The 14,169-nt window shown below is 73.8% G+C and carries 14 protein-coding genes; 7 read left to right on the forward strand and 7 right to left on the reverse strand.

Annotation, left to right across the window (positions count from 1 at the left end; all coding sequences use genetic code 11):
• Positions 1-44: 44 nt before the first annotated feature.
• From nrfD to fdh, 3 genes are read right to left on the reverse strand one after another with little or no spacing between them, the layout of a single operon-like run.
• Entirely contained in the window at positions 45-1,244 is a 1,200-nt protein-coding gene (gene nrfD, locus ATL51_RS06365) for an NrfD/PsrC family molybdoenzyme membrane anchor subunit (RefSeq protein WP_322789657.1), read from the reverse strand.
• Complete coding sequence (locus tag ATL51_RS06370; protein WP_100878006.1) at positions 1,241-2,182, reverse strand: 4Fe-4S dicluster domain-containing protein; 942 nt, start codon at positions 2,180-2,182, stop codon at positions 1,241-1,243. Before ATL51_RS06370 ends, nrfD begins: the two co-directional genes overlap by 4 nt.
• Positions 2,179-5,403, reverse strand: a complete 3,225-nt coding sequence (gene fdh / locus ATL51_RS06375) for a formate dehydrogenase (protein WP_100878007.1) — start codon at positions 5,401-5,403, stop codon at positions 2,179-2,181. The genes ATL51_RS06370 and fdh overlap by 4 nt, the downstream gene beginning before the upstream one ends.
• A gap of 223 nt (positions 5,404-5,626) precedes the next feature.
• Between fdh and ATL51_RS06385 the strand changes: the two genes are divergently transcribed.
• From ATL51_RS06385 to ATL51_RS06395, 3 genes are all read left to right on the forward strand, one after another.
• The gene (locus ATL51_RS06385; RefSeq protein WP_157818242.1) at positions 5,627-6,676 is read left to right on the forward strand and encodes a hypothetical protein; all 1,050 of its coding nucleotides are present in this window, start codon (positions 5,627-5,629) and stop codon (positions 6,674-6,676) included.
• Between the two features lie 238 nt (positions 6,677-6,914).
• Positions 6,915-7,673, forward strand: a complete 759-nt coding sequence (locus ATL51_RS06390; protein ID WP_100878010.1) for an esterase/lipase family protein — start codon at positions 6,915-6,917, stop codon at positions 7,671-7,673.
• Positions 7,670-8,410, forward strand: coding sequence for a GAF and ANTAR domain-containing protein (locus tag ATL51_RS06395; RefSeq protein ID WP_100878011.1), 741 nt, complete (start codon positions 7,670-7,672; stop codon positions 8,408-8,410). Before ATL51_RS06390 ends, ATL51_RS06395 begins: the two co-directional genes overlap by 4 nt.
• On the opposite strand, the gene ATL51_RS06400 is transcribed toward ATL51_RS06395, so the two are convergent.
• Positions 8,383-8,664, reverse strand: a complete 282-nt coding sequence (locus tag ATL51_RS06400; protein ID WP_073575163.1) for a hypothetical protein — start codon at positions 8,662-8,664, stop codon at positions 8,383-8,385. The two genes, ATL51_RS06395 and ATL51_RS06400, sit on opposite strands and share 28 nt — an antisense overlap.
• Positions 8,665-8,780: 116 nt before the next feature.
• Between ATL51_RS06400 and ppk2 the strand changes: the two genes are divergently transcribed.
• The gene (ppk2, locus tag ATL51_RS06405) at positions 8,781-9,752 is read left to right on the forward strand and encodes a polyphosphate kinase 2 (RefSeq protein WP_100878012.1); all 972 of its coding nucleotides are present in this window, start codon (positions 8,781-8,783) and stop codon (positions 9,750-9,752) included.
• A gap of 937 nt (positions 9,753-10,689) precedes the next feature.
• Positions 10,690-11,052 carry a DUF6158 family protein gene (locus tag ATL51_RS06415; protein ID WP_100878014.1) on the forward strand — a complete coding sequence of 121 codons (363 nt, stop codon included), beginning with the start codon at positions 10,690-10,692 and terminating at the stop codon, positions 11,050-11,052.
• A 138-nt stretch (positions 11,053-11,190) separates the two neighbouring features.
• On the opposite strand, the gene ATL51_RS06420 is transcribed toward ATL51_RS06415, so the two are convergent.
• From ATL51_RS06420 to ATL51_RS06425, 3 genes are all read right to left on the reverse strand, one after another.
• Entirely contained in the window at positions 11,191-11,973 is a 783-nt protein-coding gene (locus ATL51_RS06420) for an alpha/beta fold hydrolase (protein ID WP_100878015.1), read from the reverse strand.
• Positions 11,970-12,332: an ATP-binding protein gene (locus tag ATL51_RS28035; RefSeq protein ID WP_157818243.1), complete on the reverse strand. Its 363-nt coding sequence runs from the start codon at positions 12,330-12,332 to the stop codon at positions 11,970-11,972. Before ATL51_RS28035 ends, ATL51_RS06420 begins: the two co-directional genes overlap by 4 nt.
• Positions 12,333-12,457: 125 nt before the next feature.
• On the reverse strand, positions 12,458-12,709 hold the full coding sequence (locus ATL51_RS06425) for a hypothetical protein (RefSeq protein ID WP_157818244.1): 252 nt from the start codon (positions 12,707-12,709) through the stop codon (positions 12,458-12,460).
• A 582-nt stretch (positions 12,710-13,291) separates the two neighbouring features.
• Here ATL51_RS06425 and ATL51_RS28040 point away from each other — a divergent pair.
• Both ATL51_RS28040 and ATL51_RS06430 read left to right on the forward strand, forming a co-directional pair.
• Positions 13,292-13,465: a hypothetical protein gene (locus ATL51_RS28040; protein ID WP_157818245.1), complete on the forward strand. Its 174-nt coding sequence runs from the start codon at positions 13,292-13,294 to the stop codon at positions 13,463-13,465.
• A 311-nt stretch (positions 13,466-13,776) separates the two neighbouring features.
• A complete protein-coding gene (locus ATL51_RS06430; RefSeq protein WP_157818246.1) occupies positions 13,777-14,169 on the forward strand; it encodes a hypothetical protein in 393 nt (130 codons plus the stop codon).

Below are 14,169 nucleotides of genomic sequence, written 5' to 3' on the forward strand. Positions count from 1 at the left end.
CGCCCGGACCGTCCCCGGCGGTACCGACCCTGTTCGCCGGGGGTTCACCAGGCCGGTCCGCCGTCGGATCCGGCACCCGCCGGGTCCGGACCGGGGAGGTCCCCCGCGGTGACGGCCTCGCCCGGCGGCACGGTGCCGAGATCGCCGCGCTCCTCCTCCGCGGTGCGGGCGGCTTCGCGACGGCGCAACCGATCCCGCTGTGGGACGACGGTGTAGGCCGGGTCCCACGCGGTCGCCATGCCGGCGTCGAACACGCCCCACCGGGTCGCGGCGGACCCGGCGTTGAGCAGGAGCCCGGCCGCGGCGTCGAACCCGCGGCGGCGCCGTCGTGAGCCCGGGCGCAGCCGGTCGAGCAGCGGTCCGGCCAGCGCTGCCACCAGACCGCCGAGGGTCGCGGCGCGGGCGGCGCGCAGCACCCGCCCGGCGCGGCCGCTGCGGTAGGCGTGCGCGCTCATCCCGATCGCGGTCTCGGTGCGGTGGGTGGCGGCCAGCTCCAGCGCCGCTCCGGCGACGGCGATGCGCCGCGGCGGCCCGTCCCCGTGCCCGGTCAGCAGCGCCGACCCGCCGCCTGCGGCGAGCGCCGACCCGGCGAACACGAACGGCAGCTCCCGGTAGGCCTCGTGCCAGCCGGGGACGGCGGTGTCGGCGAGCAGCACGGCGGTGTAGGTGGTCATCGCCGGGCCGAGGAGCCCGCCGACCAGTCCGGCGGCGCGCCCGGCGCCGGGCAGCAGCCCGGTGACCTCCGAGGCCGCCGCGGCCCCGGTGACGGTGCCGAACGGGGCGAGGATCCAGGATCCCACCGACAACGGCGAGGTCGGCTTGAACACCCGCATCATGTGCAGGAACCGCTCGGGGCGGCCGAGGTCGTGGATGAGGAACGCGACCGAGGCGACCGCCCCGCCCGCGGCGACGAGCCGACCGGAGCGACGCAGTCCGGGCCGGCCGGTGAGGTCGGCCAGCGCCGCCGTCGACGCCGAGACCCCGGCCGCACCGCCCAGATAGAGGTAGGCGGGGACGTCGGGCACCTTCCACACCGGCGGCTTGATGATCGGCCGGTCGTGGTAGCTGCGGAAGTCGGCCTCGGGCACCATCAGCCGCTCGCCGCGGCCGCCCCGGCGGCGTCGCCGTCGCTCGGCGCGGCTGGGCCCGGGGCGGGTGTCGTCGTGCCCGGCGGGGGCCTCGTCGGCCACGTCCGGTCCGGGCGCGGCCTGCCCGGCGGCGGGACCGGTGCCGTCGGCGGTCACCGGCGGGCTCCGACGAACGCGGCGGCGACCGTAACCGCGACGGTCGCCGCGGCGACCGCCGCGTGCCGCCACATCGACGGCAGGTCCCGGGTCGTGACCACCGGGTCCGGTGGTAGCCCGTAGGCCTCCGGTTCGTCGAGCAGCAGGAAGAACGCGCCATCGCCGCCGACGCCGTCGTCGGGGTCGCGGCCGTAGAGCCGGGCGCCGTCCACACCCTGGGCCTGCAGCGTCGCCAGCCGCTCGTCGGCGCGGGCACGCAGTTCCTCCAGCGGGCCGAACTGGATGGACTCGGTCGGGCACGCCGTCGCGCAGGCCGGGGCGAGGCCGGCGCCGAGCCGGTCCTGGCACATCGTGCACTTGAACGCGCGGCCGTCGCCCTCGCGCTGGTCGATGACGCCGTACGGGCAGGCGGGGATGCAGTAGCCGCAGCCGTTGCAGATGTCCTCCTGCACGAGCACGGTGCCGTGCTCGGTGCGGATCAGCGAGCCGGTCGGGCAGACGTCGAGACACGCGGCGTGGGTGCAGTGCTTGCACACGTCCGAGGACATGAGCCACCGCACCTCGGTGGCGTCGGCGCGGTGCTCACCGGCGTCGACGGAGCCGGGCAGGTCCATCGCCGGCATGCCCAGGTCGGTCTGGGCGGAACGGGTCGCGGGAACGCGTTGCTCGACGAACGCGACGTGCCGGTAGCTCGACGCCCCGAGTCCGCCGGTGTTGTCGTAGCCCATCCCGGCCGACTCGAGGACGTCGCCCCCGGCGCCCTGCGGGGTGACTCCGTCCGCGGGCAGCGCGTTCCACTCCTTGCAGGCGACCTCGCACGCCTTGCACCCGATGCAGACGCTGGTGTCGGTGAAGAAGCCGACCCGGTCGGGGTGGTCCTCGGCGTAGCCGGCGTCGGCGGAGGGGTCCGCCAACGGGCCGTACCACGAGTTGCTCACTGGTCCTCCAACCCGGCGGCGCGCCGCCGGTCGGCGAGGTAGGCGACCAGGTCGGGCCCGCGCGGCCGCCGTCCGGGGCGGATGTCGCAGGTCGCGGCCTTGGTCTCCATGATGTGTACGTTCGGGTCGAGCGCGACCGAGAGGATCTCGTTGGCCGCGTCCCCGGTGGAGAGTCCGTTCGGGCCCCAGTGCCAGGGCACGCCGATCTGGTGGATCACCGTCGTGCCACCGGAGCCGTCGCCGACCCGCAGCGGTTTGGCCCGCTCGGTGATCATCACCCGGCCCTCGACGGCCGACCGCGCGGTGACCACATGCGCCCAGTCGTTGTCCACCAGGCCACGCTCGGCGGCCAGCTCCGGGGACACCTCCAGGAACATCTGCGGGAACAGCTCGTTGAGGTGCGGCGTCCACCGGCTCATGCCGCCCGCGGTGTGGTGTTCGGTGACGCGGAACGTCGTGAACACGTACGGGAAGTGGTCCCCGGGCGGGTTGTAGGTGTTGTCCGGGCGCGGGAACTGCTGACGCGCCGGGTTGGCCCGGTGCCGGGGGTAGAGCACGTTGGGCACGGGGGACTCCTGCGGCTCGTAGTGCGCCGGCATCGGCCCGTCGAGCAGCCCGGCCGGGGCGTAGAGCCATGCCCGCCCGTCGCCCTGCATCACGAACGGCTCGTTGCCGGCGATCGACTCGGCACCGCGTGATTGCTCGGCGGGGACGTGGTCCGGCGGTGTGCTGACCGGGAAGTCCGGCACGTCCGGCCCGGTCCAGCGCTCCCCGTCCCACCACAGGAGCTTCTTGCGCTCGCTCCAGGGCTTCCCGTCCGGGTCCGCCGAGGCCCGGTTGTAGAGCACCCGGCGGTTCATCGGCCACGCCCAGCCCCACTCGGCGGCCACGAGGTCCTGCTCGCGTCCCGGCCTGCGGCGCGCGGCGCGGTTGACCTCCTCGGCGTAGACACCGGTGTAGATCCAGCAGCCGCCCGACGTCGACCCGTCGGCCTTCATGTCCAGGTAGGACGACAGTGCGCGGCCGTCGGCGTCGGTGCCGTTGATCTCCCGCAGCACCGCGTCGGCACTCGGCTCGGCGATGCCGGTCGGCCCGACCTCGACCGGGTAGTCCCAGGTCAGGTCCTGCAGCGGGCGGTCGCGCGGGTCCCTGGACCCGGCCAGACGCTCCTTGAGGCGCAACCCGAGCTGGTGGTAGAACCACAGCTCGCTGCGACAGTCCCCCGGCGGTTCGACGGCCTTGTGGTGCCACTGCAGCAGTCGCTGGGTGTTGGTGAAGGTGCCGTCCTTCTCGGTGTGGTTGGCCGCGGGGAGGAAGAACACCTCGGTACCGATGTCCTCGGTGCGCATCTCGCCGGTCTCGATCTCCGGGCCGTCCTTCCAGAACGTGGCGGTCTCGATCATGTTGAGGTCGCGCACCACCAGCCATTCCAGCTTCGCCAGCCCGAGGCGCTGCTGCTTGGCGTTCGCGGTGCCCACGGCGGGGTTCTCCCCCATCACGAAGTAGCCCGGCACCTCGCCGCGGGCCTGCGCCATCACCGTCCGGAACGACGAGTGATCGCCGGTGAGGCGTGGGAGGTGGTCGAAGCAGAAGCCGTTGTCGGCCGTGGCGGCGTCGCCGAACCAGGCCTTGAGCAGGCTCACCAGGTACGTGTCCATGTGGCCCCAGTAGCCCTTGTCGCCCGAGTTCGACTCGATGAAGGTCGTGAGGTCCTGCTCGCGGTGGGCGTGCGGCATCGGGATGTAACCCGGCAGCATGTCGTACAGCGTCGGGATGTCGGTGGAGCCCTGGATGGAGGCGTGGCCGCGCAACGCGAGGATCCCGCCGCCCGGCCGCCCGATGTTGCCGAGCAGCGACTGCAGGATGGAGGCGGCCCGGATGTACTGCACGCCCACCGTGTGGTGGGTCCAGCCGACGGCGTAGGCGAACGCCGAGGTCCGCTCCCGCCCGGAGTTGCGGGTGAGCGCGTCGGCGACCGCCCGGAAGTTCTCCGGGGAGATCCCGCAGACCTGCTCGACCATCTCCGGGGTGTAGCGGGCGTAGTGGCGGCGCAGCACCTGGAACACGCAGCGCGGGTGCTGCAGCGTGTCGTCACGGGTCGGGGTCGCGGAGAACGGGGCGCCGCCGGACCCGGAGATCTCGGCGTGCTCGTGCTCCTGCACCATCGCCCGCTCGTCGCGCAGCCCGGCACTGGCCTCGACATCGGCGTCCTCGTACTGCCAGGAGTGCACGTCGTAGGTGCCGGTCGCCGGGTCGAACCCGGAGAACACTCCGTCGAGGTCCTCGGTGTCGCGGAACTCCTCGGACACGAGCATCGGTGCGTTGGTGTAGGCCTTCACGTACTCCTCGAAGTACGCCCCGGTCTCCAGGACGTGCCGGATCAGCCCGCCGAGGAACGCGATGTCGGTGCCGGCGCGCAACGGCACGTGCACATCCGCCACGGCCGAGGTGCGGGTGAACCGCGGATCGACGTGGATCACGGTCGCGCCGCGTCGCTTCGCCTCCATGACCCACTGGAAGCCCACCGGGTGGGCCTCGGCCATGTTCGAGCCCTGGATGACGATGCAGTCGGAGTTGACCAGGTCCTGCTGGTAGTTGGTGGCCCCACCACGGCCGAACGAGGTTCCCAGACCGGGAACCGTGGAGGAGTGTCAAATACGGGCCTGGTTCTCCACCTGGACCGCGCCGAGGGCGGTGTAGAGCTTCTTCATGAGGTAGTTCTCCTCGTTGTCGAGGGTCGCTCCTCCGAGACTCGCGATGCCCATGGTGCGGTGCAGGTGCCGGCCCTCCTCGTCGACGTCCTGCCACGTCCGCTCACGGGTCTCCACGACCCGATCGACGATCATGTCCAGCGCTGTGTCGAGGTCGAGGTCCTCCCACTCGGTGCCGTGCGGGCGCCGATAGCGCACCGTGGTGACCCGCTGCGGGGAGGTGACGAGCGACAGCGTCGAGGAGCCCTTGGGACAGAGCCGTCCACGGCTGATCGGTGAGTCCGGGTCACCCTCGACGTGAGTGACCCGCCCGCCGCGGGTGAAGACGTTCTGCCCGCACCCGACCGCGCAGAACGGGCAGATCGACTTGGTGACGCCGTCGGCCTCGACGGTCCGGGCGACCGTGCGGTCGGTGCCCGCCGATCGGGACGCCACGCCCCGGCCGAGCGGGTCGGTGCCGGTCAGCTGCCGGGCGACCGGCCAGGACTCGATCCACTCACGCATTCCCACACCCGCCCGTGTGCCCGGTCACCACCGCCCCAAACCCCCGCCGGTCCGACGGGTGGGTCCCCGGGTGTCCCGGGCGGACGTCCGCTCCGGCCGCCGGGTGATCGACGTCGAGGGAGGCGCTGGTCGACACCAGCTGGGCGTCGGTCGTCCCGTGCCGCCCGGTGCCCGCGGACACGACCCCATGCCGGGTTTCGCGCGGTCGGCCCCGGGGAGGCGCCACCCCATGACAGGACCGGCTCATGACGACGGCCCGGACGGGGAGACGGCGGGTCGCGAGTGGCTGGTGGTGGGGCTGCTCGCCGACCCCGACCTCGCCGAGGACGTCGCTCGCGACATCGCGCCGCGGCTGCAGGACGAGCTGCCCGGCGAGGTGGCGGGGCGGGCGGTCGGCTGGACCGTCGTCACCGGCCGGGACGCGTTCGAGTCACTCGGCAGCCCGGACACCGACCTGATCGACAAGGCCCGCGAGCGGGTCGCCGACACCGGCTGGGACCTCGCCGTCTGCCTCACCGACGTCCCGCTGCGTTCCGGCGGGCGGACGGTCGTGGCCGATGTCGCCGACGACTGCGTCGCCGTCGTGTCGCTGCCCGCACTCGGCTCACTGCGGCTGCGCGACCGCGCCCGGCGCGCCGTCGGCGACGCGGTGACGACGATGGCCGCCCAACATCTCGACCCCGGGTCCGGCTCCACCGGCACCGTGCCCGCCCGCCGGGGCGGCGCGCTGCGCCTGCTGGCCGGGATGGTGCACGTGAACCGGCCGTGGGCGCTGACGGTGGGCCTGACCCGCTCGCTGGCCGGCGGGCTGGCGGGCGCCGCGTTCGGTGTGCTCTACCCGAGTATCTGGACGCTCGCGGCCTCGATGCCCGGCTGGCGGCTCGCGGTGGCCCTGGCCGGCGCAGTAATGGTGCACGGGGGCTGGCTGGTCGTCGGGCACGGCCTGTGGGAGCGCCGCGGCGACCCGCGCCGGCGCGACCGGCCCAGCACCGGGCTGAGGAACTCGGCGACCGTGGTCACCGTGGTGCTCGGCGTCGCCGCCTACACCGCCGTCCTGTTCGCGCTCGCGCTGGCCGCGCTCCTGGTGATCGTGACGCCCGACTACCTCGGACAGGAGATCGGGCACCGGGCCGGGTTCGGCGACTACCTGGCCACCGCGCTGATGGCGACCGTCGTCGGCACCGTGGCCGGCGCGATCGGGTCCGGGCTCGAGGACGGCGCCGCAGTGCGACGGGCCGCGTACCGGACGCGCACCGCCGAACGGATCCGGGACGGATGACGGTCATCGGAATCATCCTGTCGCACCGGGGTAGGAGGGCCCCGCCGCCGGAACCGGCGGCGACCCGAGCGGCCAGGAGGTCGACACGTGTTCCGACACATCGAGCTGCTGCAGTGCGAGGCGAACCCGGACGGTCCGGACCCCACCCGTCGTCGTGGCGGCGCGCCCCACCGCGTTCCGGCGCCACGCATGCGTCCGGGCGTGCCGGGTAGGCGGAGGGCCCCGACCGGAGGTCCGTGTGCTCACCGCTCTCGTCGCCGCAGGTCTGGAGAAGGCCGGCGAGCTGACGATGCCCGCCGCCGAACCGGCTGCGTGGCCCGACCTGCACGTCCACCGCGATCCGGTCCTGCTGCTCGGCGGTCTCGGCACCACAGCCCCGTTCCTGCGCCCGCTCGCGGGCTGGCTGCGCGCCCGCGGCCATCCCGTGGTCGCGGCCGCCGTCGGTGCCGGGTTGGGGTGCGGGCGCGCCACCACCGACCAACTGGAGCTACAGCTCGCCGAACTCGCCGACGCGACCGGGCGACCGGTGCGCCTGGTCGGACACAGCCGCGGCGGGCAGTTCGCCCGCGCCCTCGCCCACCGCCGTCCGGAACTCGTGTCCGGCCTGATCACCGTCGGAACGCCGTTCCGCCTCGTCGGGCTGCGCGCGCCGATGCTCGTCACCGTCGCCGCGCTGACCGGCGTCGGGACCGCCGGCCTCACGGGGGTCGCCCGAACCGCATGCCTCGTGGGACGGTGCTGCCGCGGGTTCCGCGACGCCCAGCGCGCACCGGTACCCGCGACGGTGCCGTTCACCTGCATCTACAGCCGTGGTGACCGGGTCGCCCCGCCACGCGTGTGCACCGATCCGCAGGCGGTGAACATGGAGGTTCCCGGTGGGCACACCGGGCTCCTGATCGGGGCCCACGCCCGGGAGGCGATCGCCGAGGCCCTCGACCGCGACACCGCACACGACGACTCCGGGACCACCCGGCACACGGAGAGGTGCCCGCTATGACCGTGCCCCCCGATACCGAGGCTGTCCTCGCCGAGCTGCGCGATGCAGCGGCCGGGTTGGTGTCCGCCCGCCACATCACCGACCTCGACGACGCGCTGCGCGGCATCGTCACCGCCGCGGTCGCGACCGTGCCCGGCGCCGAGGGCGGCGGCATCTCCCGCACCCACGGGCGGCGGGTCACGTCGCACCATCCCAGCACTCCCCGGATCGCTCGGCTCGACACCACGCAGAGCCGGCTCGGTGAGGGACCCTGCGTGGACGCCGCCGACCGTCCCCCTGCCTCCGGCGTGGTGCACGCCGACGACCTCGCGGGCCCCGACGCGGCGCGCTGGCCGCGGTTCGCACCGCGAGCCACGCGGCTGGGCTACCGCTCGATCGTGTCGACCGGACTGGCTCACCGGACCGGCCCACACACAGCGCTCAACCTCTACGCGCGGAACCCGCATGCTTTCGGCGACACCGCCCACGCCGTCGCCGGGCTCTTCGCGGTGCAGGCCGCGATGCTCCTGCACGGCGCCGAGCACACCGCCCACCTGCAGCGGGCGCTGGAGAGCCGCGACATCATCGGCCGGGCGAAGGGCGTGCTCATCGAGCGCTTCGGGCTCGACGACGACGCCGCGTTCCGCCGCCTGGTCACCAGCTCGCAGGAGACCAACATGAAGCTCGCCGACGTGGCGCGGTGGGTCGTCGAGGACGCCGTGGCCCGGCGTCAGGAGCGGGGCAGTTCGTCGGCGTAGGGCACCGGATGGTCCGCACCCTGGTCGAGGAACGTCTCGTTCAGGACCTGGGCGATCACGTCGTGCTCCAGCGCGGACATCGGGTGCTCCCCGCGCAGCAGCGCGGACAGACCGTCCGGCCCTCGGGTGCCGCCGAGGGCCAGGTAGTTCGACCACAGGGTGCCGTCGTCGAGGCCGGACAGTTCCAGGCCGAGCAGCAGCGCGCGTAGCGACTCGTCGTGCCGCGCGGGGTCCAGTATGCGTCGCGGGTTCACCCGTCACGGCTACCCGCTCGCGAGCGGTCCTGCACGGATGGGGCGGCGGGGCGATTCCGGACGATTCGCCCGGCCGGGGCCGGGTACCTCCGCACGGAGACGGAGAAAGGGGTGCCATGACGTCGATCGGACAGGCGGTGGACGGCTTCCGCGGGCTGCCCGACGTCGCGGGGCGCTCCGCGTCGACCCGGCGTGAGCTTCGGGAGGCGTTGCGGACCGTCGACCTGCTCGACGACACCCACACCTGGAGCGTGCACGACGACGTCGACGGTGACGGGGTCCTCGTCGACGCCGACGGCCGGGAGGTCCGGACGTGGTGTGAGGAGTACCCCTACACCGAGCGGATGCCGCGCGAGGAGTACGAGCGCACCAAACGCGCCCTGCAGATCGAGCTGCTGAAGCTCCAGTCATGGGTGAAGGACTCCGGCGCCCGGGTCGTCGTGCTGTTCGAGGGCCGCGACGCCGCCGGCGAGGGCGGCACCATCCAGCGCTTCACCGAGCACCTCGACCCGCGCGGCGCCCGGGTCGTCGCCCTCGACAAGCCGACGCCCACCGAGCAGGGGCAGTGGTACTTCCAACGGTACCTGGAGCAGTTGCCCACAGCCGGGGAGATCGTGCTGTTCGACCGGTCCTGGTACAACCGGGCCGTCGTCGAGCGGGTCATGGGTTTCTGCACCGACGACGAGTACGAGCGCTTCGTCCGCGAGGTCCCCGGCCTGGAGCGCTCGCTGGTCGACGACGGCATCCATCTGCTGAAGCTGTGGTTCTCCGTGTCGCGCGCCGAGCAGCGCACCCGGTTCGTGATCCGGGTGTTGGACCCGTTGCGCCAGTGGAAGCTCAGCCCGGTCGACCTCGCCGGAATGGCGCGGTGGGAGGACTACACCGCGGCCAAGGAGGCGATGTTCGAGCGCACCCACACCGAGCACGCGCCGTGGACGATCGTCGACTCCGACGACAAGCGCCGCGGGCGGGTCGAGGCGATGCGCTGCCTGCTCTCCGGGCTCGACTACCCGGCGAAGGACGTCGCCGTCGTCGCCACACCGGACCCGCTGGTCGTCGGACACCCGGCGACCGGGAACCGCCCCTGACCCCGGTGCGCGGCGGTCACCCCGCGGCGCGGCGCGGCGCGCGCTCTCAGGACGGCCCGAGCACGTCGTCGCGACGCAGCACGGCGTCCGCCAGTCGGCGACAGCCTCGCCACGGCGGTCCGCCGCCTCGCGCAGCAGCACGTGCGCCCGCTCCGGGGGAGGTCGTGCTGCTGGGCCGACCACCCCACGGCCTGCTCGATGCGGGCGCGGCGGTCCACCGCCCGCTGCAGCTGCTCGGCCGGCATGCCGCCCTCGTCGGGCACGCACTGCTGCATGTCCTGCTCCTTCGACGCCCCACGCTGCGGCCGGCAGGTGCGCCGCCGGCCCACGGTGGCACACCGGGGCGATCGCCCGCGGTCGTCGGTCGGTCCCTGCGTCCGGCGGTTCCAGCCGGGCAGGGAGCCTGCGGTCGGCGAGGGCCCGGGCGAGGGCGTCGACGGTGGTGCCGTCGGCGAAGGCCCGGGCGCGCATCAGCAGCAGGGCCTCCTCCGGTGGGAGGTCCAGGGCGTAGGCGGACACGCCGTGCTCGCGGGCGGCAGCGACGAACGCGGGCCACCGCGGGTCGAGGCCCAGGTCGGGAACCAGGACCGGACGGCCGCTACGCAGCGCGACGACGCAGGGACCCTCCCCCGTGGTCAGCTGCACGTCCTCGGGCCGGCGCCGTTCGAGGGCGCGGCGGCGAGCACCTCGGCGCGCAGGGATCGGTAGCGCCAAGGGTTCACCGGCCGGCTCCTGAGGCGGACACCGCCACGCGCCGTCGTTGCCCATACCGCCGGCTCAGCACGCCTGATTCCCGTCGTCGTTCCACGCTCGTTCCCGGGGCGGCTGCGTTACTGAACCGGTGACGACGAGAGTCCCGTCCGCGCGACGGGCGGGGCGCGTGTCCGGCCGCGGTGCGGCCGGGCCTACGGCGGCGGGTACCGGGTAGGCGCTTGTCATGACCGATCCGCTGCGGCACGACCAGGACCACGACCAGGACTCCGAGGCCACCATGACCGCTCCGCCCGGGCTGCGTCCCGACGGCGGTGCCTCCTCGGACGCCTGCGACGCAGACGTCGGCACGTCCGGCGAGGACGCAGCGGCCACTCGCGGCGTCGCCCCGCTCGACCTCGCCGACGACGACCTGTGCCGCGAGATGACCCACCTGCACACAACCCGCCACGACACCGTCCTCGGTGGGACCGAGGACGCGTTGCAGGTCCACACCACCCGGATGCTCGCGCTGGAAGCGGAATTCCTGCGCCGCCTCCCGGATGAGGCCGCCCCGGATCCGCGCCGCACGCGCGCCGGGAGCCGCTGAGCACCGGACGCGGGCCGCGGGGGCCACCCCTCGCGGCCCGCGCCACTCCAGCCAGACCTTGGTGTCGTCGGGCGGGTCGAAGTTCAGCTCGGGATGGTCGTGGTCGTCCACCATCGGGACATGGAGTGGCCGTGCGGGTCACGCCGGGCGGGCCGGCTGCGGCTCGGGTCTCGGCCGACCGCTCCCGGCGGAGGCGAGGAACGGGCGCAGCGCCGCGGCCATCTCGGCGCCGTGCGTCAGCGGCGCCATGTGCGCCGCCGACGCGACGTCGGCGACCTCGGCCGCCGCGGCGGAGGCGGCGAGCCGGGCGAGCCAGTCGGCCGAGCAGATCCCGTCGCGAACGCCGCGCAGCAGCAGTACCGGCCCACCGAACCCGCCGACCGCATCGGACAACGGGTGGCGCCGCGTGGCCTCCAGCGCGCGAACGAAGCTGACCATGCCGCTGTAGGTGTAGTCGCGCACCAGCTGCGGCACCTGCCCCGGGCGCTCGGCCACCACGTTGCGCAGCCACCCCCGCACCAACGCAGCCCAGCTCCCGGCACGCGGGTCCGCGGTCGGGCCCACCAACACCAGGGCAGGCACCCGACCCGGGGCGGAACGAGCCACCTCGGCGACGACCTGACAGCTCGCCGAGTGGCCGAGCAGCACGGCGGATCCGATCCCGAGGTCGTCCATCCGCCGCAGCAGCCGCCGCGCCGACGACCGCGGGTCCAGCGGTGCCCGCGGCGAGGCGGGCACCCCGTAGGCGGGCAGCGCCAGCGCCGTCGCCGGGAACGGCAGACCCAGGCACGACAGCGTCGGCTCCCACCCGCGGACCGACAGGCCGAGCCCCGGAACGGCCACGGCCCCGACCTGGCCGAACCGGGCGCTGTCGGGTAGCGGCAGCACCTCCGGCGGACAGATCCGCGCCGGCAGCCTCATCGGTCCCCTCCCCCGACTCCGCGGTTCTGCCGGGGACCGGCCGTGGCCCACACCGTCTGGTTCCGCAACCGGCGCACGACACCCCAGCTGGCTACCGAGTCGACGATGGCCAGCCCGCGTCCGCCGAATCCACCCAGCCGCGACCGGCCGACCGTCGGTGATTTCTGCGGAAGCCCGTCATCGACCTCCACGCGCACCTGGACAGGTCGGCGATGCACGTAGATGCGGACGGTGTCCACCCCACCCCCGTGATCATGAGCGTCGGCGATGAGTGCGGTGACGACCAGTTCGGCGTCGATACCCAGTCGCCGATCGACACCACGCAGCTGGTCGCGGAGCCAGCCCGGGACAACCGTCACCCGCGACGGGGTGCACCCGTCCAGGGCCGACCGAGGCCGACGCGGCGCTCCACCCCGCCAAGCGCGCGGGCCGCAACCGGGTGGAGCGCGCCTGACCCGGCGTCGGCGGACATCCGCCGGGAACGTCACCTCCGCCCGGTGACGGAGGTGATGGCGACCTCGACGGTCGGGTACCAGGTGAGCGCAGCCAACCTCCGCTGCGCGGCGGGCGACAGGAAACGCAGGTCGAAGGTCCCGGCCACGGCGAAGCCGATCCGACGACGGCTACAGGCATGAAGCGCGTGCCCGAGCGCCTCGGGGCCACCTCGGCTGATCGTGTCCGACGCCGACACGTCGATGACGACGATGTCGAGCCGTCGGTGACCGGTCCGGGCCATCTCGATCTCCGCATCGAGGAGGCGCAACAACCGGCCACCGGAGGCCGAGTCGAGATGGCCCCGTGTCCGGATGACCGTCGTGCCGTCATGAGGGTGGGTCACCAACGGTCGCTCCGCGCCCGGTCGGGGCGGTGAGGTACGACCGCCGTGGGGCACAGATCCGAGATTCTCCATGGTCGGCTCCCAGCACAGGTCCGTCGCGCGCGGAGCGCTCCGGGCGGAACGGCGAGCTTGTACTCGACCCGGTGCCGTGCAGCTACCCGAATCGTCGCGGCCCACACCTCACGGCACGAGCCCAGGACCACCCGGGTTCCGCCCCGCCGCAACCCGGTGCGTCTGGATCGCGCCCACCGCGACCTGAGCGACGCAGACCGGCGCACCGCGACCGTCGCCGAGATCGCCACGAGGTGGGTTCCGGTGACCCGTCGCGGTTCGCGGCCTACTACCGCGCCGCACACGCGGTGCAACCGAGCCGCACCCTGCGCGAACGTAGCCGAGGGCCCGGAACCCGATCCTCCATGTCCGTCCGCCGTGGGACTTCTCGCCCGCCGCGCCGCCTCGGCAGCGGCCACCACCGGAACAGTGACCACGGACCCCACCGTCGTCACCTCCGACGACAAGGCCGACCAGCGGCCGGCCGAGCCCGGCGGCGACCGCGACGGTATCCCGTTGCCATGGAGCCAGGAAGGCGCTGGGGCCGCCCCGCTGCACCACCGGTTCCTGCCGCGCCCCGGCACCTCGACCGGCGCCCGGTGACCGGATGCACCGCCGTTCTCGGCGATACTCCCCGCTGTCGCGGGTACAGGACGACGATGTGGACCAGGAGCCGGAAGCCCACGGGGGGCGAGCCCGTCAGCACGCCGCCCGGTCGGTCCGACGCCCGCGCCTGCGGTGCCCGGGCGGCACGAGACCGCCTCTCGCGTCGGTACAACGCCGGCCTGCATCGGAGCGCGACCCGGGATCACGACATGGACCGTCCTCCGGCTGTGGTGCGACGGTCCGGTCCGCCGCGTTCGGGATGTCTGCCGGAACCGACCTCGGCCGCAGGGACCCGGCGGTAGGCGACGATGGAAGACAAGCCGAATCCCGGCCGCAGGACGTACTGGGGCGCGCGATATACCCGCAGCTGGTTCACGATGCTCGTCGGGGCACCCCTGGCGGTCGGCACCTACCTGTCGATCCTGCAGAACACGTCGGCATGGCTGGTGCTCGCGCCGATCACCGTGGTGATCATCGCAGCGCTGTGGCTGGTGCCGGTGGCGGTCGTCTCCGACAGGGGCATCCGGTTCGTACTGTCGGGCACGGCCCTGCCCTGGTGCCGGGTCGCAGCGGTACTCGACCCACGCCCCGGGGACGAGGTGGTGCGGCTCGAGCTGATCGACGGGCGCGTCGTCAGGGTGCCTGGCGTGCCGCCGAGCGCAGCACCCTACCTCCGGACGCTGCGCTCCGGTGGGTCCTGA

It is taken from the genome of Pseudonocardia alni, assembly GCF_002813375.1.
GTDB classification, from domain to species: Bacteria; Actinomycetota; Actinomycetes; order Mycobacteriales; family Pseudonocardiaceae; genus Pseudonocardia; species Pseudonocardia alni.